The sequence below is a fragment of the Sorangium sp. So ce302 genome (genome assembly GCF_051530145.1).
GTDB lineage: Bacteria > Myxococcota_A > Polyangia > Polyangiales > Polyangiaceae > Sorangium > Sorangium cellulosum_B.
Map to the genome: position 1 here is coordinate 8,247,585 of NZ_CP150326.1, position 20,757 is coordinate 8,268,341.

General features: G+C 69.2%; 20 protein-coding genes. 10 read left to right on the forward strand and 10 right to left on the reverse strand.

Going from position 1 to position 20,757, the window contains the following annotated elements; all coding sequences use genetic code 11:
* Positions 1-6: 6 nt before the first annotated feature.
* The gene (locus WME73_RS31075) at positions 7-1,293 is read right to left on the reverse strand and encodes an ABC transporter substrate-binding protein (RefSeq protein WP_437740003.1); all 1,287 of its coding nucleotides are present in this window, start codon (positions 1,291-1,293) and stop codon (positions 7-9) included.
* Positions 1,294-1,963: 670 nt separating this feature from the next.
* Between WME73_RS31075 and WME73_RS31080 the strand changes: the two genes are divergently transcribed.
* Positions 1,964-3,808, forward strand: coding sequence for a DUF4215 domain-containing protein (locus WME73_RS31080; protein ID WP_437911901.1), 1,845 nt, complete (start codon positions 1,964-1,966; stop codon positions 3,806-3,808).
* A 116-nt stretch (positions 3,809-3,924) separates the two neighbouring features.
* Here the strand turns inward: WME73_RS31080 and WME73_RS31085 are convergent, their stop codons facing one another.
* Positions 3,925-4,074: a hypothetical protein gene (locus tag WME73_RS31085; protein WP_437740005.1), complete on the reverse strand. Its 150-nt coding sequence runs from the start codon at positions 4,072-4,074 to the stop codon at positions 3,925-3,927.
* Positions 4,075-4,133: 59 nt separating this feature from the next.
* On the opposite strand from WME73_RS31085, the gene WME73_RS31090 reads away from it, so the two are divergent.
* Positions 4,134-4,406, forward strand: coding sequence for a hypothetical protein (locus WME73_RS31090; RefSeq protein WP_437740006.1), 273 nt, complete (start codon positions 4,134-4,136; stop codon positions 4,404-4,406).
* Between the two features lie 506 nt (positions 4,407-4,912).
* Here WME73_RS31090 and WME73_RS31095 read toward each other — a convergent pair.
* Together WME73_RS31095 and WME73_RS31100 are read right to left on the reverse strand one after the other, a co-directional pair.
* Positions 4,913-5,050 (reverse strand): hypothetical protein, encoded by a 138-nt coding sequence (locus tag WME73_RS31095; RefSeq protein WP_437740007.1) that lies wholly within the window; start codon positions 5,048-5,050, stop codon positions 4,913-4,915.
* Positions 5,034-6,245: an AraC family transcriptional regulator ligand-binding domain-containing protein gene (locus tag WME73_RS31100; RefSeq protein WP_437740008.1), complete on the reverse strand. Its 1,212-nt coding sequence runs from the start codon at positions 6,243-6,245 to the stop codon at positions 5,034-5,036. Before WME73_RS31100 ends, WME73_RS31095 begins: the two co-directional genes overlap by 17 nt.
* Here WME73_RS31100 and WME73_RS31105 point away from each other — a divergent pair.
* Complete coding sequence (locus WME73_RS31105) at positions 6,232-7,551, forward strand: hypothetical protein (RefSeq protein ID WP_437740009.1); 1,320 nt, start codon at positions 6,232-6,234, stop codon at positions 7,549-7,551. The genes WME73_RS31100 and WME73_RS31105 overlap by 14 nt on opposite strands.
* Before the next feature lie 573 nt (positions 7,552-8,124).
* On the opposite strand, the gene WME73_RS31110 is transcribed toward WME73_RS31105, so the two are convergent.
* Together WME73_RS31110 and WME73_RS31115 are read right to left on the reverse strand one after the other, a co-directional pair.
* Positions 8,125-8,430: a hypothetical protein gene (locus WME73_RS31110; RefSeq protein WP_437740010.1), complete on the reverse strand. Its 306-nt coding sequence runs from the start codon at positions 8,428-8,430 to the stop codon at positions 8,125-8,127.
* A gap of 54 nt (positions 8,431-8,484) precedes the next feature.
* Positions 8,485-9,141 (reverse strand): FMN-binding negative transcriptional regulator, encoded by a 657-nt coding sequence (locus tag WME73_RS31115; protein WP_437911902.1) that lies wholly within the window; start codon positions 9,139-9,141, stop codon positions 8,485-8,487.
* A 268-nt stretch (positions 9,142-9,409) separates the two neighbouring features.
* On the opposite strand from WME73_RS31115, the gene WME73_RS31120 reads away from it, so the two are divergent.
* Positions 9,410-9,886 carry a helix-turn-helix domain-containing protein gene (locus WME73_RS31120; protein WP_437740012.1) on the forward strand — a complete coding sequence of 159 codons (477 nt, stop codon included), beginning with the start codon at positions 9,410-9,412 and terminating at the stop codon, positions 9,884-9,886.
* Here WME73_RS31120 and WME73_RS31125 read toward each other — a convergent pair whose 3' ends face one another.
* From WME73_RS31125 to WME73_RS31140, 4 genes are all read right to left on the reverse strand, one after another.
* On the reverse strand, positions 9,887-10,564 hold the full coding sequence (locus WME73_RS31125; protein WP_437740013.1) for a hypothetical protein: 678 nt from the start codon (positions 10,562-10,564) through the stop codon (positions 9,887-9,889).
* 70 nt (positions 10,565-10,634) lie between these two features.
* Positions 10,635-11,177, reverse strand: coding sequence for a hypothetical protein (locus tag WME73_RS31130; RefSeq protein WP_437740014.1), 543 nt, complete (start codon positions 11,175-11,177; stop codon positions 10,635-10,637).
* Positions 11,174-11,869, reverse strand: a complete 696-nt coding sequence (locus tag WME73_RS31135; RefSeq protein WP_437911903.1) for a hypothetical protein — start codon at positions 11,867-11,869, stop codon at positions 11,174-11,176. The genes WME73_RS31130 and WME73_RS31135 overlap by 4 nt, the downstream gene beginning before the upstream one ends.
* Before the next feature lie 109 nt (positions 11,870-11,978).
* Positions 11,979-12,302 carry a 4Fe-4S dicluster domain-containing protein gene (locus WME73_RS31140; RefSeq protein WP_012238179.1) on the reverse strand — a complete coding sequence of 108 codons (324 nt, stop codon included), beginning with the start codon at positions 12,300-12,302 and terminating at the stop codon, positions 11,979-11,981.
* A 179-nt stretch (positions 12,303-12,481) separates the two neighbouring features.
* Between WME73_RS31140 and WME73_RS31145 the strand changes: the two genes are divergently transcribed.
* The 6 genes from WME73_RS31145 (at position 12,482) to WME73_RS31170 (ending at position 20,648) form a co-directional block, all read left to right on the forward strand.
* On the forward strand, positions 12,482-13,849 hold the full coding sequence (locus WME73_RS31145; protein ID WP_437740016.1) for a sigma-54 interaction domain-containing protein: 1,368 nt from the start codon (positions 12,482-12,484) through the stop codon (positions 13,847-13,849).
* Between the two features lie 834 nt (positions 13,850-14,683).
* A complete protein-coding gene (locus WME73_RS31150; protein ID WP_437740017.1) occupies positions 14,684-15,889 on the forward strand; it encodes a glycoside hydrolase family 11 protein in 1,206 nt (401 codons plus the stop codon).
* A gap of 546 nt (positions 15,890-16,435) precedes the next feature.
* A complete protein-coding gene (locus WME73_RS31155; protein WP_437740018.1) occupies positions 16,436-17,212 on the forward strand; it encodes a hypothetical protein in 777 nt (258 codons plus the stop codon).
* A gap of 357 nt (positions 17,213-17,569) precedes the next feature.
* Positions 17,570-18,580 (forward strand): hypothetical protein, encoded by a 1,011-nt coding sequence (locus tag WME73_RS31160; protein ID WP_437740019.1) that lies wholly within the window; start codon positions 17,570-17,572, stop codon positions 18,578-18,580.
* 276 nt (positions 18,581-18,856) lie between these two features.
* Complete coding sequence (locus tag WME73_RS31165) at positions 18,857-19,078, forward strand: hypothetical protein (RefSeq protein WP_437740020.1); 222 nt, start codon at positions 18,857-18,859, stop codon at positions 19,076-19,078.
* 13 nt (positions 19,079-19,091) lie between these two features.
* Entirely contained in the window at positions 19,092-20,648 is a 1,557-nt protein-coding gene (locus WME73_RS31170; RefSeq protein WP_437911904.1) for a phospholipase D-like domain-containing protein, read from the forward strand.
* Positions 20,649-20,757 lie beyond the last annotated feature (109 nt).

Sequence of the window (20,757 nt, forward strand, 5' to 3'; positions counted from 1 at the left end):
GTGTCGTCACTTGGGCAGGCCGCTGTCGTAGGATCTCTGGATTCCGCTGAGCACCGACTGCGGCGAATCGCCGTTCATGAGCTTCTGGGTATGCGAGACCCACTGATCGTAGAAGCCCGCGACCGGCCAGTCCGGGTAGTACGCCAGGCCGCTCGACTGGGCGAGGGTGTTGAAGTCGTCGTTGAGCTTCTTGGCCCTGGGCTCGGTGATGGCCGAGCTGTCGGCCGCCACCGGCACCGCGCCCGCGTTGCCGAGAATGTTCTGGATCTTCTTCTTCAGCGTGATGTCGATGAAGTCGTAGGCGAGCTGCTTGTTCTTCGATCCTGCCGGCACGACCCACAGATTTCCGCCCGATCCGAGGGTCATCTTGGCGCCGGGCCACACGGAGGTACCCCAGTCGAATTTGGCCTCCTTGGCCACGCGGCCGAACCACCAGCTCCCGGAGAACATCATCGGGAACTTGCCGCTCATGAACGCCACCCCGGCATCCTCGGCCTTGGCGCTGACTGAGTTCTTGGCGATGTAGCCCTTCGTCACCCAGTCGGCGAACGTGGTCGCCCCGTACGTCCATGCCGGGTCGGTGAAGTCGGTTTTGCCGGTGTAGCGCTGGAACGAGTTCACCCACGGCTGGTCGGCCTTGTCCAGCGCGAGCTGGTAGACGTACTGCTGCGCCATGTACTCGGCGCCGGCGTTCGCCAGCGGCGTGACGCCATTGGCGACGAACGCGTCCATCGCCTTGGTGAATTCGTCGAACGTGGTCGGGACCTTGACGTCGTACTTCTTGAACAGGTCCTTGTTGTAGTAGACCTGTGTGTACTCGGCGTAGTTGGGGACTCCGTACCACTTGCCGCCGCCCATGATGCCCTTTTCGTCGTACCTGGCGACGGCCTGCACGTTCGAGCTGATCAGCTTGTCCCAGCCGCGCTTGGTGACCTCGGGCGTGAGGTCCTCGAGCAGGCCCTGCTTGGACAGCAGCCCGGCGGTCGCGTTGCCCTTGTTGTACTCCATGACGTCGGGGGCGCTCTTGGAGTTCATGATCATGGGCGCGGTCTTCTGGATCTGCTCGAAGCCCTTCTCCTCGAGCTTGACCTTCACGCCCGGATGAGTGGCCTCGAACTCCTTGATGGCCTCGTTCCAGGCCACGCCCATGGCGCTCTCGGGAGCCTCGTAGTGCCAGATGCGCAGCTCCTTGCCGCCGGACTCGCCGTCGTCGCTGCGACCGCACGCGGCCAGCGTCAGGGACCCTGCGGCGAGCACGGCGAGCAGCGCTGCGCCGGTGACTCTTCTGATCATAAATTTCCTCCGGGGCAAGAATCGGGCATCGGCCCTCCTTTTCGGAGCGCTTCGAGTGCCGAGATGATAAACCACATGTGAACGTTCACACAACAAGGAAACCAAGCAAAATGCTGGTCACGCGTTCACCTGGCAGAGTGTGGGTGACGTCGCCGCCAGGCGCACCTGGAGGCAGCGGCCATGAAGCTCGCGTCCATCATGCTCGACAGCGCATAGGGCCCCGCGCCTGGCCGCTTGACTCGGATCCCGATCCTGCTCTTGCCCAGGTATTCGCGGCAGGTTTTTCGGATACGAGGTTCCTGATCAACACCAGCTACCCCAGGAGGTCACTCCGCTGGCGGCGGAGCCCTCCGTGCCAATGTGCCTGAAGCACCGACCCTCAATTCGCGTACTGTCGGAGGGCGAGTCCGGAGCGTTTGATGAAAGAAGAGCAGCCCTCTCAGCAGACGATCCAGGCGCATTGTGCGCTCCGCGCGCGATTCTCCGTGCGATGCGCAGCCACGCCCGGATCCGGCGGCCGCGCGCACTGGCGCGCGGCGGAGGCAGGCGGCCTTCATGAAAGGGGGTTTGCCAGGCGGATCGGTTGTGCCGAAGATGGCATCACGCTGCGCCGTGGGGTGAGGCCCACGTCGCGTCACGACAGCTCTCTCTCTTGCGTTGGAGCAGGTGGATGAACGTACGACTCGTTGCAGGTCTTTTCGTGCTGGCGCTGTCGGCTGCCGCGGGCTGCGGAGACGATGACGGCCAGGGCGGCGCCGGCGGCAATGGCGGCGCCGGCGGCGCTGGCGGTGGCGGCGGCGTCGACGCCACGAGCACCGCAACTGGCACCGGCGGAGGCGGTGGCGGCGGCGCCGAGCCCACCGGCACCGGCGGCGGCGCCGAGCCCACCGGCACCGGCGGCGGCGCCGAGCCCACCGGCACCGGCGGCGGCGCCGAGCCCACCGGCACCGGCGGCGGCGCCGAGCCCACCGGCACCGGCGGCGGCGCCGAGCCAGCCGGCACCGGCGGCGGAGGCGGCGGCGGCGGCGCCGAGCCCACCGGCGGTGGCGGCGGCGCCGAGCCCACCGGCACCGGCACCGGTGGCGGCGGAGGCGGCGGCGGCGGCGCCGAGCCCACCGGCGGTGGCGGTGCTGGCGGCGCCGAGCCCACCGGCACCGGTGGCGGCGGAGGCGGCGGCGGCGCCGAGCCAACCGGCGGCGGCGGCGGGCCGGCGGGCGCGCTGTACGAGGCCTGCGCGACGGACGATGCGTGCACCGGGGACATCTGCCTCTCCGAGGAGGAACTTGGGTACCCGTCCGGGCTCTGCTCGGACCTGTGTGAGCCCGCGGCCGAGCCAACGCCGGGCGGAGAGTGCGACGGCGGGGTCTGTCTTGATCTCTTCGATGGCGTGGGCGCGTGCCTGGCGCTCTGCAGCGCGTCGTCGGAGTGCCGCGACGGTTATGCCTGCGAGGACATCGGCGGCGGCATCCGGGCCTGCGTCCCGAGGTGCACATCGAACGCGCAGTGCCCCTCGCTCGGCGTGTGCGACCCCCTGAGCGGCGCCTGCACGCCAGGCGAGACGGACTGCGCGAACCACGAGGACGACGACGGGGACGGGTCCTACGACTGCGCGGACACCGACTGCGCCGCGACCTGCACCCCGATCGCCGAGGCCGCCTGCGCGAGCGCGACACCGATCGTCTCGACGACGATCCACGGCGACACGTCGGGGGGCACGAGGGGGCTGGAAGGGACCTGCTACCTCGGCAACGCGGGGCACGGACCGGAAGAGATCCACCTGTTCACGCCGCCCGCCGGGCAGTCGGGCACGCTCGTGGTCGAGCTCGAGTCGCCGACCGAGCATAGCGTCTACGCCCGTAGCTCGTGCGCGGACATGCTCTCCGAGATCGACTGCTCCGACGAGAACTACCCCTACGATGGTTTGCCCGACGAAGAGCGGATCGAGATCCACGTGAGCGACGGCCAGACCGTGCCGATCGTCGTCGACTCCTATGAGCCGGGGGAGGCCGGTCCCTACACGCTGAACGTCAGCTTCACGCCGATCGTCTGCGGCGACGGCGCCGTCGGCTCGGCCGAGCAGTGCGACGACGGCAACACCATGAGCGGCGATGGCTGCTCCGCCACGTGCACCTACGAGCCCGACGTGCTGTGCGAGAACGCGGTCGAGCTCGTGATCGGCGAGAACACGGGCAACACGGCGACCGGCACCTCGGTGTTCGAGGGCAGCTGCCTCGGATGGGACGTGCCGGAGACGATCCACACGTTCACGCCGCCGAGCGACGGCACGCTCACGCTGACGCTGTCCGCCGAGACCGACCTGGGCATCTACCTGCGCGAGAGCTGCGCGGACTTCGGCTCCGAGCTCGCGTGCGTCGACGAAGAAGGCCGCGGCCATGACGAGACGCTCGTGATCGAGGTCACCGGCGGCGAGCCCCTGTTCGTCATCGTCGACACCTACACGTCGATCAACAGCGGCCCCTACACGCTCACCGTCGCCTTCACCCCCGCTCCCTGAGGTCGACGCTGCCCTCGCGGGCGCTCACCGTGGGACCCGATTGGCAGGAGTTCAGGCTGCCTTTTCGTGCGGGTGGTGTTCGCGAGCGCGGGGTTCGACGTTCGGCCTAAGCTCGGTCACCCCTCCGGTGCCACCGGCAGCCCGAGCAGCCGACCGATCGCCTCGTGAACGACCCGGGCCGCCGCCTCGTCCCCGAGGGCGACGGCGCGGCTCAGGGTGCTGGCGAGCGAGGCGATCACCCCGGCCCGACGCGACGTCTCGATCACGGCGAGCTCCCCCCCAGGGCATGACGCTTGGGCCCGGGTTGGGCCCATGCCTTCCGACGATGAGCCGCACTTTCGGTCTGATCGTCGAGCTCGTCGCGGACGGTCAGGTCCTGACATTCGGCCACGGGGGGACGCACCCAGCGGGTCTCCTCGAGTTCGAGGGACTGGCCCACTACATGACCTCGTTCCGACCGGGAAACCCCGGCGAGCCCACGCGCTACACCGCCTCCGTGCTGGTGAAGTCTTTCTCGAGCTGTCCACGCACGCTTTCGGGCGTCGTGCGCACCGCCGAGGGCACCACGCTGGCGACCGCAACACTCACGCTGAGGTGAGCGCGGCCCTCAGGGCGCCATCAAGCTCTGCAGGAAGATCGCGAAGCCGGGATTCGCGACGTCGTCGTGAGCGCCGCCGGCGGCCGGAAGCGCCTGCAGAGCGCGATCGCCTACGCGGCAGCCGTCAGCTCGCGAGCAGCGTGACCGTTGCCGTAACGAGGCCCTGCGAGAGCAAGGATTGGCACGAGAACCTGCTCTGGCTCGCCATCGTGCTGCCAGCGCAGGTTCTCGCCTGCTCCGGTCCTGTGCCACCGCGGCCGCCATCTCCGACGGTGCCGGCCAAGGCCAAGACGGTTCGGTTTCCGCGGATCTCCGCACCTGTCCTATCCGGGCGCCTCGTCAATGCTGCGGCTTGCTACGGTCGGCGCGACCTTTCTCTCCCCTCCCGTGCTGGCACCAGGCCGAGCAGTCGACCGATCGCCTCGTGAATGATCCGCGCCGCCTCCTCATCCCCAAGGGCGACGGCGCGGTTCAGGGTGCCGGCGGTGAACGGTGAACGCTGGCGATCATGGGGCCGCGGTCTTCACCGGCCCTACGCGGGACGCGATGATCACCGACAGCGGGTGAAGATCGGCGACGAGGTGCTCCTCGACGTCATGCTCGTCGGGAGCGCACAGCGCTGGGCAGTCACGGCGCGGCGTCATCGTGATCGTACCGACGGAGCTCTGACGGCGTCCGGCCGGTCAGGCGCTTCAAGGCGCGGCGGAACGAGCGCACGTCGGAGAAGCCGACGCGCTCGGCGACATCGTCGAGATTGGCCTGCGGGCGCTGTAGGAGCGTCATGGCCTGCTCGCAGCGGACGTGCTCCAGGAGGGCGGAGAACTGGACCCCGGCGTCGGCGAGGCGTCGTTGCAAGGTGCGGCTCGTCGTCTTGAAGCTGCGCGCCACGCCGCCGATCGACGGCTTTGCGCCCCGCTCGAGGGCGTCGCGCAGACATCGCCGGACCGCGCCGGCGATATCGTCTCCACCCATCGCTTCGAGCAGCGTATCTACCTGGCTGCGCAGGTACGCCGCCAGGGCTGGATCAGCGTTGCGGAGCGGGAGTTCGAGCGCGTACGCCGGGAGTACGAGCTCACTGATAGGCGCTCGGAAGCGCAGGTCGGTCGTCCCGAAGAGCGAGACATGGTCGGTCAGGGCCGCGGGCGCCGCATGGCGGAAGCACACCCGATGGGCCTTGATCGTCGTGCCTGTGAAGCGGCAGAGTATCGTGAGGGTGGCACCCAGGTTCGCCTCGGCGAAATGACGCGGCTCGTGCAGCGCGGGGTTGCATCGAATATGGGCCTGGCCGCTTTCATTCACAAAAATGTTCATGGCGGCGCTGGTGTTCATGCGGCCAGCGTACCCGCAACAGACCTCGAGCGCCTCGCGGAGGTTCGTGAGGCTCATCCCGAGGACACCGAGGATGGACATCCAGCTCGCGCTCGCCTCGAGGGCGAGGTGGAGTCCGAGGTTGTCGTCCTCGCTGGCGGCGCAGATCTCCTGAACGAGCGCGAACGCGCCGTCTGCTGGGACGCGGGCCGTGAGGCTGTCGAGCGCGGCGCGGCTGACGCCGTGGCGGCGGCACATCTCAGCGAGCGCGTCCTCGGACCAGCCAGCGCGTGACGCATACCGCACGAAGGGCGAGATTCGGCTCGCGTATATCGTCTCCACGGACGGCAGCGTGGCGTCCAGCCGAACTGCCCGCTTTCGGGGGCCGCGTGTGTCCATCGAGCTCGACGTGTGCGGCTCTTCCGCGGGCGTTCGGTCGGCGTCCTGTCGCGAACTGTCCGTAGAATGTCGCATCGGGTCCTTCAAGGGTGACACGGGAGTGCCCAAAATCCACGCCGTGGAGGACGGCATGAAATTTTACAGCATCGCGATGCTGACGCTGTTCGCGCTCCTAGGGGGCGCCGGTTGCGGCGGCGAGGACGTCTCAGGACGGGACGTTCCAACACCGAGCCCCGTCGGCGGGAACGAGCCTACCTATTACGAGGACATCGCCCCACTGGTGAACAGGGAGTGCGCCGGCTGCCATCGGGTGGGCGGTATTGGGCGCTTCTCTCTCTCAGACCCGACGGTCGCGCAGCAGATGGCCGGGGCCGCGGCGGCCGCCACGGAGGCTCGGCGAATGCCGCCGATGCCGGTCAGCAACGACGGAACGTGCAACACCTACAAGAACGCCCACTGGCTGAGCGACGAAGAGATTGACCTGTTCCGACGCTGGTCCGCAGCTGGCGCTCCGCTCGGCGATCGGGCTGCCGCGCCGCCGCCTGAGGACAACACGCTCAAGCTCACGGGGGAGCTCGCGCAGCTCGATATCGGCGTCGACTACACGCCTCAGCCTCATCCGGGCGAGCTGGACGATTACCATTGCTTCATGGTCGATCCCGGGATTCACGCGGACACGTTCATCACCGGTTACGATATCCAGCCAGGCGAATCGCGCGTCGTTCACCACGTGGCGCTCTTCGAGCTGGCGGACGGCGAGGCGGAGGCGGAGGCGGCCGCTCTGGACGCAGCCGAGGCGGGGCCCGGGTACACGTGCTTCGGTGGGGTTGGCGTCGACCGGGTTGAGCTCTTGGCAATCTGGGTTCCAGGAGCCGGCGCGAACGCGTTCCCCGAGGGGACGGGGATCCGCTACGCGGCGGGTCGCAAGCTGGTCGTACAGATGCACTACAATGTCCCACCGGGTGGCGGCCCGTTCGTGGATCGTTCGAAGATCCAGCTTCAATTGAGCGGGGATGCAGCGCTGACAACGGGATTCTATATCGACATCGCCGCCGAGGACATCTCGTTGCCGCCCGGCCAGCAGCTTGTCGAGGTGAAGCGCGAGCTTGCCTTGTCGGCGATGCACCCGAGCTTCGCCGATCCCGCCTTCAAGGGACTTCGAATCTGGGGCGCACTACCCCACATGCACTATATCGGTCAGACCCAGCGGACTGTGGCGAAGGTGGATGGCGTGGATGTGTGCTTCACGGACGTCGACCGCTGGAACTTCCACTGGCAGAACCTGTGGTGGTACGAGGCGCCGCTCGAATTGAAGGGCGCCGACATCCTCAGCATCACATGCGGCTTCGACACGCGGAGCCGTACGGAGACGACGAAGTATGGTGAGGGTTCGAACGATGAGATGTGCTTCAACCTCCTTTACGCGACGATCCGCTGACGGGCGGTCGGGCCCGAGCTTTGCCGGCACGAGCGCGAGCGCAGAAGGACCTAGGCGGTTCAGCGGATCGGCACGTTTTGTACGTTATGTCAACTGCCGGTCGTCGGCGGGGAATTCTTGACGGGTCGGAACGGATTTGCGCGGGCTATCCTCTCATCGTCTGGCTCGCTTTCGGCCTGCTGGCGCTGGTTCTCGCCTGCTCCGGTCCTGTGCCACCTCGGCCGCCATCTCCGACAGTGCCGGCCAGGGGCAATACGGTTCGGTCTCCGCGGATCTCCGCACCTGTTGTATCCGGGCGCGTCATCAATGCGGCTTGCTACCGTCGGCGCGACCTTTCTCTCCCCTCCGGCGTGTGGACTGCCCCGGCGCGCTCCGAGGAAGCGCCGCTCCGCCGTGAGCGCGGCGCCCCGCGGCCCCCCGGCGCTCGACTGGAACGGCGGCGGGGAGCGGGCCCCGCCGATGCCGATCGTGGCGCGCAACCGGACACGTGAGCGAAGGTCCGCTGGGGGCTCGCGCTCGGGGCAGGAGGGGGTCAGACGGACGACTGCCACACGGGAAGACGTTCCTGACTCATCAGTCCACAAACCCGTGGCGCGCCAAAGCCTGCTGGTCATCAGCGGAGACGCATCGGCTCAAGACGATGTTATCGTCGAAACCGTAGAGGACCCACCTCCCGTTCACTGCAGCACGCCAAGCGCCTTTCATTCCCTCGACGCCAAGCCAGGTAAGTACACGATCGTGATGGTTGGCCCTGTGCTCGACCAGGATCTGCCCGGGATCAAGCGAGCGCAGGCGCCCCTCCTGTGGAAGCCGCTCGAAGATGCGCTGGGCATCCTGAAAGTCCCCTTGGATCACTGCATCGACGTACTGCTTCGTCATTCCCTGTCCGGTCGCGGGGATCGTGGAGGTCGCGAGCGCGCGAAGCCTGACGGCTCAGCGGGGGCGGGCGCGCTCCATCGCCTCCGCGAGCGCGAGGTCATCGGGCGTGCCCCGCGCGCGCAGCCCGGCGATGGCGCCGTCGCGATCCTCGGGGCGGCGGTTCTGCGACAGCTTGAGCTTGCCCTCGATCCGCGTGATCTCCATCGAGAAGCCGACGATCGCGGGGAGCAGCGCGGATCGCTTCTCCGGCGAGAGCTCCGCGACGCTCCAGGGCTCGGGCTGCCCGCGCTCGTTCACGTCGGAGAGGCGCGCGAGCAGCGCGAGGAGCGCGTCGTGGTCCTCGATGGCCCGCGGCGCGCCGTGCGCGTGGACGACGGCGTAGTTCCAGGTCGGCACGTCGTCGCGCGAGGCGTACCACCCGGGCGAGATGTACCCGTGCGACCCGCGGAAGACGGCCAGGACCGGCGTGCTCCCATCGAGCGCGCGCCGGATCGGGTTGGCCCGCGCGACGTGCGCGAGCAAGGTGCCGTGAGGGCCGCTGTCGCGCTCCAGAAGGAACGGCAGGTGCGCGACCATGGGCACGCCGTCCTCCCCGGGCGCGATGAGCATGCCGAAGGAGTGCGCGTCGATGAGATCGTGGAGGTGGGCGAGGTCGGGTGCCTCGAAGGCTCTGGGGAGGTAGATGGATTGCGGCGCGCCCGTCGTCGTCATGACGGCAGGGTGTACCACCGCCCGCGCCGGCCGCCCTTGTCGACCCCACCAGCACGATCGGGGCGACTCGATTCGCTCGATCCTTGAGCCGTTTTTCTGGATTCAGGGCACATCATCCTGGTTTTTTGAGAAGATTCTTTGATTCAGGCTTGATATTAGCTAGATTTCTATGGCCAATCTCTCGTTGGAGCCTCCATCTACCTGGAAACCAGAAACAACTGTCTAGATTCTGTCGACATTTGTCTGGTTTTTTGGCTAGGGTACCTCGATGCCCCTGGTCCCCACGCCCCCTGTCGCCCCGCGCGGCTACAGCGCCGTCGAGCTGGCGCGCGCGGCCGGTGTCAGCACCGGCACGATCAAGCACTGGTTCGCGGAGGGTCTGATGGACAAGCCCGCGTTCCACGGCCGCCGCACGACGTACGGCCGCGAGCACCTCGTGCGGGCGCTCGCGATCAAGAAGCTGCGCGAGCACAACCTGCTGCTCCCGGAGATCAAGCGGAAGCTCGCCGCGATCTCGCTCGAGGAGCTGGCGAAGGAGGTGCTGCCGCCGGAGCCACCCGAGAGCGCAGCGCCGGGCGCGGGAGAGCGCGCGGATACGGAGGAGCTCGGCCGGGCGTGGCGGCGCGTGGAGCTGATGCCGGGGCTGGAGCTGCACGTGCGCGCCGACGCCGGCGCGGTGATTCACAGGATGGCGGCGGAGATCCGCGAGAAGTACGGGTGTGAGCGCGAGGAAGGGCGGCGCTAGCTAGCCGCTCGCCTTCTGCGCTCCCAGCGCCATCATCGCGTCCCAGAACATCTTCTCATACGCCTGAAATAGCCTGGTCGTGCGGCGGATCGCGCGGGGCTCCACGCCGCGGTCGAGCCCGTCCTGAATGATGGCGACCGCGGTGTCCTCGAACGATGGCAGGGCCGCGAACGCGTCCAGGAAGGCGGTGTGCTCCGGGCCGAAGCCGTACCGGTCGCGGAGCGCCTTCCCCATCCTGCCGCAGTTGAACCCCCAGGCAGGGAAGTTGATGAGCAGGGCGCACGCGATCTCGGCCGCCGAGGCGTTGGCCGCCGCCCAGGCCATCTGGACGGCATACGCGAACCCCTCCGCGGTGACCTCGTACCGATCCAGGTCGTCCTTCGTCATGCCGAGCTTCCGGCCCATGGCAGCGATCCCGTCCGGCGCCACGAGCTCGCCCTGGAGGACACCGCTCCAGAAATCGCGCCAGGGCGTGTCCCCGAAGCGCTGGAGCATCATCGCCATCGAGCGCAGGTCGCTGAGCACCACGTGGTGCTGGTGGCCCGGGAAGGCCCTCAATCCCTCGACGGTGACCTCTCCCAGCTCGATGGCGTCCGGATAGGGGTGAGCCCTCAGCTGATCGTCGATGCTCCGGAGCTCTTCGCGAATGTCCTTCACCAGCGCGGCCGCGGCCTTCATGAGTGCCTCCTCGTGATCGGGCGCCATCCTACTACCGCGTCGCGGCCGAGATCCGACGATATGCAGCGCGCTACCCGCCGGCGCGCTGCCCCGCTTGCGACCCCCGCACGCGCGCGATGATCGCGCCGGCGACCTCCTCGGCCGGCCAGCCCTTGGTGAGCCAGCGCTGCGGGATGTTATGGGAGCGATCGTCCTCGCGGATCACCAGCGTGATCGGCTTGGCCGGCGGCTGCAGCTCCACGGACTCGACGCGATCGAGCGGCACGGTGACCTCCCGCGCGCCACGGAGCGGATGCATCGACGGCAAGGTGATCGATCGAGGGCCAAGGACGATCCGGAACTCCTTGAGCGCCGCAAACCGCGCGGCGACGAGGACGCCGAGCGCGCAGAAGGCCCCTGACAGGGTCGCCAGCACCGCGTAGAACACGTCGGCGCCTCCAGGCTCGAAATGGAGGATCCCGTTCAGGATCAGGCCGCGGTCGTTCGTCTGTGCCCGGTGGGTGAGGACCGCCGCGCAGACCGCAAAGAAGAAGGCGCTCAGGAGGAGCTCCAGGTAGGGACGGCGGAGCGGGATCTCGAGAGCGCCGTCCGCCGCGTGTTCGCTCGCCTTCATCGATAATCCCCTCCGCTGGCGGAAGCTGCCTCGTGCAGCCGCACGGCCAGGACCTCTGCGTCGAGCGCCGCCTGGTGCTCGGTCAAGACGAAGGTATCGCCGTCCCGATGGGCGGCGACCCAGGGCAGCGCGCGCGCGTCGCCGATCACCTTGTCCCGGCTGCCGACGAGGACGAAGACGCCCCGCCCTTCAAGGCTGGCGCCGAGGCTCACGCTGCGGATCTGAGCGGCGGGGATGGTTACCGGAGCCCCGTTGGCGGTGAGACGAACGGCATCGGCCGAGATCGACTCCAGGCGGACGGCTTGACCGTGACGCGGATCGCGGAAGACGGCGATATCGCGCCGGAGCGCGAGGGCGACGCCGATCGCGCCGGCGCCATAAAGAAGCCAGGCGAACCAGGCGAGCGACGGCTTGAGCGCGGGCAGCGCGGTGCCCCACAGCGCGCCGGCCGCGACGAGCGCGGCGGCCACGACACAGAGGCCCACGCCGGCGCGGATGCGCCGGATCCTGCCGAGGTCCTCGATCGACGTCCCCAGCGCCATGAGCGCCAGCGCAGCGACGCCCAGCCCCGCCGGAGACGCGAGAAAGGGAAGCACGCCCTTCGGGCCGGGCGGCGCCATGCACGCGAGCGCCGCACAGCAGAGCCCGATGCACATCGCGCGCGCCTGGAAGCTGACCGGTGGGCGGAGCACGTGGAAGAGAGGCGCATGACATCGCGACGACTCTGGACTGTCAATGCCCCGCGGCCACCTCCGCCTCTCCTCGCGTCGCTCGTCGCTATCGGCCGCTCCCGAGCCGCGCTCAGGTTTCCTCCGGAGCGCGCTCCTTCGCGCGGTCGTCGAAGAAGCGCGCGTTGATCTCCCGGTAGCGCTGCCACTCGGCCGGCAGCTCGTCTTCATCGAAGATGGCGCCCACCGGGCACTCGTTCTCGCAGGCGCCGCAGCAGATGCACGACTCGGGATCGATGTAGAGCTGGAGACCGGCGAGGCGTGTCTTCCGCTCTCCCTCGGGGATGCGCGAGATCTCGTCCGCCGCGAGCGGGCCGTGGATGCAGTCCACGGGGCAGACAGGGACACAGGCGGTATCACACGTGGCGACGCAGGGCTCGGCGATGACGTAGGCCATGAGGGTTCCTTTCCGTGGCGCGGTCGTCCGCGCGCTCTCCTCTCCCTTTTCCGGCAGGGAGCAGGGCGCGTGCCCGCGGCCCGAGCGGCTTTTCCCGGGCTTTCGCCGGCCTTGTGCGGTCCAGGCAACGCCCCTACGGTGCCGCGCAACGCCATTTCGTCGGCCTCGCTCCGCGCACGATGACCGCCTCCGCCGATCACGCCCTTCTCCTGCTCGCCGACCTCGGCGAGGCCTCGGCCCGCGCGCACACCGAGGCGACGCTCGTCCCCGCGGTGAGCGCCGCGCTCTCGCGCCATCTCCCGCTGCGGCGGCTCGATCTGCGCCGCGGCGCGGCCGCGCCGGGCGCGCCGGAGGTCCGGCGCGGCGCGGGCGGCGAGACGCTCGCCGTCTTCGCGCTCCGCGACGCGGAGGGCGCCGTCGGCTGCGCCACGATGGCGCTCGGCGGCGGCGCTGCGCTCGACGTCTCGCCCGCCCTGCTCGAGGCGATCGGTCGCCTGCTCGCCGTGGCGTTGCGGCAGGTGCAGGTCCTCGGGCGCGTCGCGGCCATCGCGCGCCGCGCGCAGGGGGAGAAGCGGACGCTCAAGGAGGAGCTCGATCGCGTCGCCCTGCCGAGGGAGGTGGTCGCGGTGGGCCCGGCGATGCGGGCGATCTTCCAGCAGATGGTGCCGCTCGTCGCGCGGCAGGACACGACCGTGCTGGTGCGCGGCGAGACGGGCACGGGCAAGGAGGTGATCGCGCGCCGCATCCACGCGCTGTCGCGCCGCGCGGAGCGGCCGTTCCTCGCGGTCAACTGCGGAGCGCTGCCCGAGGGGCTCGTCGAGAGCGCCCTGTTCGGACACGAGCGCGGCGCGTTCACGGGCGCCGCGGCGCGGCACCTCGGGCTGTTCGAGCGCGCGAGCGGCGGGACGCTGCTGCTCGACGAGGTCGGCGAGCTGCCCAGGGCGGCGCAAGCGAAGCTCCTGCGCGTGCTCCAGGAGGGCGAGATCGAGCGCGTCGGCGGCGAGGGCGCGGTGCGCGTCTCGGTGCGCGTGATCGCCGCGACGCACCGGCCGCTCGAGGACATGGTAGCGAGCGGAGCGTTCCGCGAGGACCTCTATTATCGGCTGCAGGTATTCCCGATCATCGTCCCCCCGCTGCGGGAGCGGCCAGAGGACCTGGAGCCGCTCACGCGCGTCATCGTGGAGAAGGTGGCGGCGAGCTTCGGCCGGACGCCGCCGCGGGTGAGCGCGGAGTCGATGGCGCGGCTCTGGGCGCACGGCTGGCCGGGCAACGTGCGGGAGCTGGAGAACGTGATCGAGCGGTCGATGGTGATGTCGACCGGAGACGAGCTCATCCTGTCAGCGCCGCTCTCCGCGGCGCCCGGCGCGACAGGGCGCGTGATGACGTACCGAGAGGCCGCTCAGCGCTGCATCGAGGACGCGCTGCGGGCCGCAGGCGGGAAGATCTACGGCGAGGACGGGGCCGCGGCGGCGCTTGGGCTGAAGCCGACGACGCTGCAAAGCAAGATGCGGAAGCTCGGGATCCGGAAGGACGGAGAGAAGGGCTGACGGCCGAGAGGCTCGTCAAACCACGCGGCCAGACCCGGTGTGGGGGTGTGTTCCACATGGTCTCCAGGCGGCTCCGCTCTCGCACCGACGGGCTCGGCGGTCGAGAGTCGCCGCTGGATCCGGAGCGCCCCAGGATCGTCGCGCCAGAGGTGCTGCATCAGTTCGACCACGACGGTCAGGCCCTGTTCCTCGTGGAGTTTCACCGCGAGACGAGATCGGATGAGTCAGATCAACCGGAGGCCGGCTTTTCGAGTGTTCGTCTCTTTTCCAGGAGGGTGAACAAATCTAGGTTCCATCTTCGGACCTACGCGCGCAACGTGACTGGATCTCGCTCTCGCGAGACAACCACAGCACGCCAAGAAGAAGCAGCTGGCCGGGCCGTGAAAAAGCGAACGCGACTTAGAAAAGAGTCTTGACTTTGCCCTCCTGTTTGTGTGAATATTCTAATCCTTCTTGACCATCCGGACCGCTCTCGGCCGGGGGCCGCAGTCGGTTGCAGGATCGTACAGGGGAGGACTCCGGGTGAACCTGCCGGGGCTACTTGCTTCTTGCGGCTACGCGTTCGAGTTGCTCTTGCTTTTTCCGAGTTGATGCCCGGCCCCGTCACACGGGGTGTTCGCATGTGAGCATCTGTCCGACAAACATCGTGATTGCCAGGCATGTGGTCGGCGCAGGCCCGCGGGCGCATCGGTGATCTCCGGATCACGAGCACGTTGGCCGGAAATTTTGAACTTTAACCAATGGCTCGGAGGGCTCGCGTCTGTCTCGGTGGTTCATAGATCCATCTCGAGCAGAGGCCCGCGACTCCGCCGATCCGATCATGGAGAATCTTAAATGCGCATCGTTCCCTTACTTGGCTACCTATCCGCTTCGATCGCGTGCGGCCTTCTGGCGTGCAGCGTCGAGAACATCGTCGACGAGGACATCGAGGCTCAGGAGGGCGCGCTGGACAGCGCGGACCGCTCGATGTCGGCGAGCGTCGCCGTCACCTCGGACTGGGGAAGCGGCTACTGCGCGAACGTGACGGTGAAGAACAACTCCCGCAGCCCGGCGACCACCGGCTGGAACGTCGTCGTCGCGCTCAACGGCTCGACGAAGCCCAACCCGTGGAACGTGAAGTTCACGGAGTCGAACGGCCAGTTCAGCGCCACGAACGTGGACCACAACGGCGCGGTCGGCATTGGCACCTCGACGCAGTGGGGCTTCTGCGCGAACGGCAGCGGGCGGCCCACGATCGCCTCGGTCACCGGCTCCGGCGGCACGATCACCGGCTCGAGCTCGGCCTCGTCGTCGAGCAGCAGCTCGAGCTCGTCCAGCAGCTCGAGCTCTTCCAGCAGCAGCTCGAGCTCGTCCAGCAGCAGCTCGGGCGGGGGAGGAGCCGGCGGCTCCGGCGGCTCCGGCGGGTCGGGCGGCTCCGGCGGGTCGGGCGGCTCCGGCGGCGGCAGCACGTGCACGTCACCCAACCAGCAGGTCTGCGCCAATCAGACGGGCACCCACTGCGGCTACACCTTCGAGTACTGGAAGGACAACGGGAGCGGATGCCAGACCAACACGGCGACTGGCTACAACGTCGAGTGGAGCAACATCAACAACCTGCTGGGCCGTAAAGGCCTGAGGCCCGGGTCGAAGAACCAGATCGTGACCTACTCGGCCGACTACCGGCCGAACGGCAACTCGTACCTGGGCGTCTACGGGTGGACGAAGGGCCCGCTCATCGAGTATTACATCATCGACAGCTGGGGCACCTGGCGTCCGCCGGGCGGCCAGGGATTCATGGGCACCGTCACCAGCGACGGAGGCACCTATGACATCTATCGGACCGAGCGAGTCAACCAGCCGTCCATCGAAGGCACCAAGACCTTCTATCAGTTCTGGAGCGTCCGGCAGCAGAAGCGCACGAGCGGAACCATCTCCGTCGCCAACCACTTCAACGCGTGGGATCGCCTGGGGATGAAGCTGGGGAACCTGTACGAGGTCTCGATGGTCGTGGAGGGCTATCAGAGCAGCGGGAGCGCCAGCGTGAACGTGTCGATGAAGTGAGCGCTCGGCCTTGAGCATCGCATGATGAACGCGCGCGGGATGGCCATCCCGCGCGCCACGCGCCCGGGCTTCTTCAGTCCCAGGCACGACTCCCCACCCATCTGACAGACACGTCCCGGCGCTCCCCGCGCCGTCGCAGATCCGCCATGGCGCCGCCATGCATCCGCGGCGAGAGGGGCGTCGCCCGCGCACGCCCCGGCCCTTGCCTCCCCGGCAAGGGCCGGCCGCCCGCCGGCAACGCTTTCGCAAAGGCCTTCGGGGCGACGTTCAGGTTCCTTCCGGCCATTCTCGCAGGTATGGTCACGCCGGACGTCCTGGCTGCCCTCGCCGCTGACCGCCCGGCACGGCGACCGCCCCCTCCGGGTCAGCCAGGCCTCGGCAAAGCAGACCATCGCCCGCACCGAGACCTCGATCCCGAAGGGGAGACCTCATGCCGCCAACCCAACCCCCCCTGGTTGATCCCGCCGCGCGCCTCGGCCCCCCGGCCTCGTCGGCCCTCCAGACGAGCTTCGGGCCCGGCCAGCTCATCCGCCACGGGAGCTTCTGATGAGAGAACACGCAGCAGTCCGGACGACGAAGCCTCTCGTGACGGTCATGGCCGCGGCGCTCGCCTTCGTGTGCTGGAGCGCGGCATGCAACGCGATCTCCGGGGTCGACGATCTCGACTTCTCGGGCTCCGCCGGCGCGACGGGCGGCGGCGCGGGCGGCGGGACGGCCGGCAGCGACGGCGGCGGCGCGGGCGGCGGGACGGCCGGCAGCGACGGCGGCGGCATGGGCGGCGCTGGCGGCACCGGCGGCGCTGGCGGCACCGGCGGCGCTGGCAGCACGGGCGGCGCTGGCGGCACGGGCGGCGCTGGCGGCACGGGCGGCGCTGGCGGCACGGGCAGCGACATCTCTTACGACATCGCCTGTGGGAGCGGCAACGTGGCTGTGGGCGTCCACGGCCGGAGCGGCGGCTCGATCGATCAAATCGGCCTGATCTGCGCGCCGCTCGCCAGCGACGGCACCCTGGGCACCGCCTTCCAGACCGTGACCGCCGGCGGCAACGGAGGCGGGCCGGGCAGCGTGATCTGCCCTGCGAGCCAGGTCCTGGTCGGGATCAACATCTGGGTCGACACTTACGTTTACCGGGTCGAGCTGCTGTGCCAGACGGTCGAGGCGTGGAAGACGGGCGACGGCAACATCAATGTCGGCCCCGGCATCGGCAACGTGCACAGCACGGGTTTCGGGGTCAAATGCCCGATGGGGAGCGCCGTCGTTCAGATCACCGGCGACGCCGACGAGTATGTGCGCTCCGTGCATCCACGTTGTCTCCCGCTGTGACGGGCGCGGTGGCGGTGAGCGCGGACCTCGCCGCCTTCGCCGCGAGGGCCGTGCGCGAGGACTGCGTCGGCGAGACGCTCGCCGCGGTGCTGGCGGCCGAACAGCTCGGTCACGCCCAGGATCCCGCGGTCCGCGCCGGGCCGTCCGCGCCCGCCGCCCCGCTGAGAAGTTTACGGTCCATCTGGACCCGGAAGAACGCCTCCCGACGTGCGGCGAATTCTGCTAGAGCTGTGAGCCGCGTCGAGCGCAGGTCGCGCCTCGGCGCAGCGGCAGTTTCTTAAGGATCACCGGCAGACGTGCCGCGCTGCGGCAGCGCACAGCTCCGGCGAACGGGCCTATCACCTTTCGGGCATCAACATGACTTTCGATCGCGAAATCGCACGCTTCACCTGGGTTGGGATCTCCTGTCTGGCCCTGTCCGCTGCAGCGGCGGGCTGCTCGGACGGCGCAGGCGACTCCTCGGAAACGGGGGGCGCGGGCGGCAGCGGCGCGGGGACCGGCGGCGCCTCGAGCGTGAGCTCGGGCACGGGCAATCCCGCCGCGAGCAGCAGCAACGGCAGCACCAGCAACGGCAGCACCAGCAACGGCAGCACCACCAGCAACGGCAGCACCAGCAGCAGCAGCAGCGGCGGCGGCGGCGACACCAGCACCAGCACCACGAGCACCGGGACGCCCGAGACGAGCGCCACGTCGAGCACCGGCAGCGGGACGCCGACGGGCGGGTGCCCGGCGAGCGCGACGTTCTGCTCCGACTTCGAGGGCGACGGGCTACCCGAGGGCGCGACCTACCGCCCCTCGTACCAGGCGCAAGATGCGCTGAAGAACATGGCGATCGACACCTCGGTCTTCCACGCCGGCTCGCGCGCGCTGCGCGTGAACCCGGGGGCCAGCGGCTACGACTGGAGGATGCTCTCCGTCCCGTCGCCCGGCTCGACGTTCTGGGTCCGGCTCTACGTGCGCAGCAGCGTCGATCTCGGGCAGTCCGAGCACAACGCCTACTTCCAGGCCATGACGGGCGACGGCGAGCCGAACCTGGGCGACAACATGGAGATCGCCGAGCAGTACTGCCAGCTCGTGCTGAACCTGCACGACGAGGTCACCCTGTCCACGGGCGGCGAGACCCGGTGCGGGAGCAACGGTGTGAAGCTCCCCAAGGACCAGTGGCACTGCATGGAGGCCTACTTCGACGGCGCCAAGGGCGGCGTCCAGGTCTACGCCAACGGCACCAAGATCATCGACAAGACCGGCGTGAAGACGCTCAACTACAAGACGTTCAGCTTCGGCTACCTCGGCTTCCACGGCCCGGCGCGGACGATGTGGTATGACGACGTGGCGGTCGCGCCGGATCGGATCGGCTGCGCCCCCTGATACGCGGCCGAACGCCGGCGCGCGCGTTATGGCAGCGCGATGACATGACCGCCATCGCGCGCGCCACGTGGCCTCCCTCCTGCTTCTCCCCTGAACGCACACCGCCCCCCCACTCGGGGCGCGGCCCGCCGGCGGAGCGGCCCCGGGCACGCTTGCTCCCTGGCTCCGCCGGCGCCATAGCCGGGGTGGCGAGCGCTCGGCGGACGCGCGCGAGCGCGCGCCGCGGTGACGATGCAAGGACGACGCGACCGCGATCCCGGCACGAAGGTAGATGTGATGCCGTACCTGGTTTTCCGGAATTTCCCCGACAATACGCCGATCCCCGATGACTGCTATAGCTGCGACGGCGCGCCGGACTGGGCAGCGTTGCTGGAGTGGATATGCCCCGCTCTCTCGCGCGACGAGGCGGAGCGGCTCGCCGTCATCGGCGAAGCGAGCGGGAGCCGGCCCGACGTCGCGGGCCTGAAGCGGCTCATCGAGGAGCACCTGAAGCCGTAGGCGCGCGATCGCGATGAGGAGCGCACGGAAGATCATCGATCCTCGCCGCCACACGTGGTGCGACACCCCGGTGGACGACATCGGCCTGCTGGTCGACGCCGACGAGTATTACCCCGAGTTCTACCGGGTCGCGGCCAGGGCGCGGCGGTATTTGCTCCTCGCCGGCTGGCAGTTCGACAGCGACGTCGCCCTGCTCCGGGGCGGGAGGGAGGAGCAGGTGTCGAGCCCGATCACGCTGCTCAAGTTCCTGAACCACCTCTGCGAGCAGAGCCCCGATCTCCAGATCTTCATCCTCGCGTGGGACTTCCACCTCGTGTTCGCGCTCGAGCGCGAGTGGCTCCAGCAGCTCGTCTTCGAGTGGACGAACCATCGCCTGCGCTTCCTCTTCGACGCCACCCACGTCGAGCGCGCCTCGCACCACCAGAAGTTCGTGGTGGTGGACGGCGAGCTCTCGTTCCTCGGCGGCCTCGACCTCTGCGACCACCGCTGGGACGACCGCAGCCACGCCAACAAGAACCCGCTCCGCGTCAGCCGAGGAGAGCCGCACAAGCCGTTTCACGACGTACAAGCCTACCTGCGCGGCCGCGCGGTGGCGCGGGCGCTGACCGAGATCTTCACGGATCGCTGGCGGCGCGCGGGCGGCGTGGACATGACGCTGCCGGACCTCGACGAGGTCGAGGCGACGTTCCCCGACTACCGGCCCGAGGGCGGCATCCCGCTCGCGACGGCGCGCGTCACGCTGAGCCGCACCGATCCGCACGGCGCCCCCACCGGCGTCCCGCACCGCACGGAGATACGCGACCTCTTCCTCGACGCCATCGACGCCGCGGAGCGCTTCATCTACATCGAGACCCAGTACTTCAGCTCTCACGTCATCGCGGAGGCGTTCGCGCGGCGGATGCGCGCTGAGGGCCGGCCGCTCCTCGACGTTGTGCTCGTGCTCAACATGGAGGCCGAGACGATGAAGGAGCAGATCGCCGTCGGCCTCTCCCAGGCCAAGGTGCTCGGCGGGCTGCGCGACGTGGCGGCCGAGACAGGCCATCGCCTCGGCGTCTACTACACCCTGCCGGCGTGCGGCGAGGACGAGACCGCCGAGCGCGCCACGTACATCCACTCGAAGGTGATGATCGTCGACGACCGCTTCCTCACCGTGGGCTCCGCCAACCTGACGAACCGCAGCCTCTCGATCGACACGGAGATCAACGCCTCGGTCGAGACCGACGACCCCGACGACGCGCTGGGCCGCTCGATCCGCGCGGTGCGCGCGTCGCTCATCGGCGAGCACCTGGGGGACGCCGACTTCGATCGGGTGGACGACCTCGTCACCTGCCTCGACGCGCTGGCGAGCCCGTCGACCGGGCCGCGCACGCCTGGGAGCTCGTGCCGGTTGCGGCTCCACCCCTCGCCCACGGCGGACGAGCGCGCCCTGCTCGAGGTGATCGACCCGGACCAGCTGCCGTTCGACCCCGCCGCTGTCGAGGACATCGACCAGCGCCAGGGCTCGCTCTTCGTGGGCGGGCTCGGCGCGCTCTGGCGGCACCTGTTCACCAGCCGGGACCCCGCGAAGTAGCCGCGCGCGAGGCGCTCCGGGCGAGCGCCAGGGACGCGCGGGCGCGGGCGCGGGTACCGGCGGCCTTCCTGGACCCCGAGGCAGGGCGCGCCCCTTCCGGCCGCCAGGG

What these genes read in the sequence shown, in the direction of transcription:
- WME73_RS31075 (WP_437740003.1), bottom strand. Translation starts at nt 1,293, where the DNA reads ATGATCAGAAGAGTCACCGGCGCAGCGCTGCTCGCCGTGCTCGCCGCA.
- WME73_RS31080 (WP_437911901.1), top strand. Translation starts at nt 1,964, where the DNA reads ATGAACGTACGACTCGTTGCAGGTCTTTTCGTGCTGGCGCTGTCGGCT.
- WME73_RS31090 (WP_437740006.1), top strand. Translation starts at nt 4,134, where the DNA reads ATGAGCCGCACTTTCGGTCTGATCGTCGAGCTCGTCGCGGACGGTCAG.
- WME73_RS31095 (WP_437740007.1), bottom strand. Translation starts at nt 5,050, where the DNA reads ATGACGCCGCGCCGTGACTGCCCAGCGCTGTGCGCTCCCGACGAGCAT.
- WME73_RS31100 (WP_437740008.1), bottom strand. Translation starts at nt 6,245, where the DNA reads ATGCCGTCCTCCACGGCGTGGATTTTGGGCACTCCCGTGTCACCCTTG.
- WME73_RS31110 (WP_437740010.1), bottom strand. Translation starts at nt 8,430, where the DNA reads ATGACGAAGCAGTACGTCGATGCAGTGATCCAAGGGGACTTTCAGGAT.
- WME73_RS31115 (WP_437911902.1), bottom strand. Translation starts at nt 9,141, where the DNA reads ATGACGACGACGGGCGCGCCGCAATCCATCTACCTCCCCAGAGCCTTC.
- WME73_RS31120 (WP_437740012.1), top strand. Translation starts at nt 9,410, where the DNA reads ATGCCCCTGGTCCCCACGCCCCCTGTCGCCCCGCGCGGCTACAGCGCC.
- WME73_RS31125 (WP_437740013.1), bottom strand. Translation starts at nt 10,564, where the DNA reads ATGAAGGCCGCGGCCGCGCTGGTGAAGGACATTCGCGAAGAGCTCCGG.
- WME73_RS31130 (WP_437740014.1), bottom strand. Translation starts at nt 11,177, where the DNA reads ATGAAGGCGAGCGAACACGCGGCGGACGGCGCTCTCGAGATCCCGCTC.
- WME73_RS31140 (WP_012238179.1), bottom strand. Translation starts at nt 12,302, where the DNA reads ATGGCCTACGTCATCGCCGAGCCCTGCGTCGCCACGTGTGATACCGCC.
- WME73_RS31145 (WP_437740016.1), top strand. Translation starts at nt 12,482, where the DNA reads ATGACCGCCTCCGCCGATCACGCCCTTCTCCTGCTCGCCGACCTCGGC.
- WME73_RS31150 (WP_437740017.1), top strand. Translation starts at nt 14,684, where the DNA reads ATGCGCATCGTTCCCTTACTTGGCTACCTATCCGCTTCGATCGCGTGC.
- WME73_RS31155 (WP_437740018.1), top strand. Translation starts at nt 16,436, where the DNA reads ATGAGAGAACACGCAGCAGTCCGGACGACGAAGCCTCTCGTGACGGTC.
- WME73_RS31160 (WP_437740019.1), top strand. Translation starts at nt 17,570, where the DNA reads ATGACTTTCGATCGCGAAATCGCACGCTTCACCTGGGTTGGGATCTCC.
- WME73_RS31165 (WP_437740020.1), top strand. Translation starts at nt 18,857, where the DNA reads ATGCCGTACCTGGTTTTCCGGAATTTCCCCGACAATACGCCGATCCCC.
- WME73_RS31170 (WP_437911904.1), top strand. Translation starts at nt 19,092, where the DNA reads ATGAGGAGCGCACGGAAGATCATCGATCCTCGCCGCCACACGTGGTGC.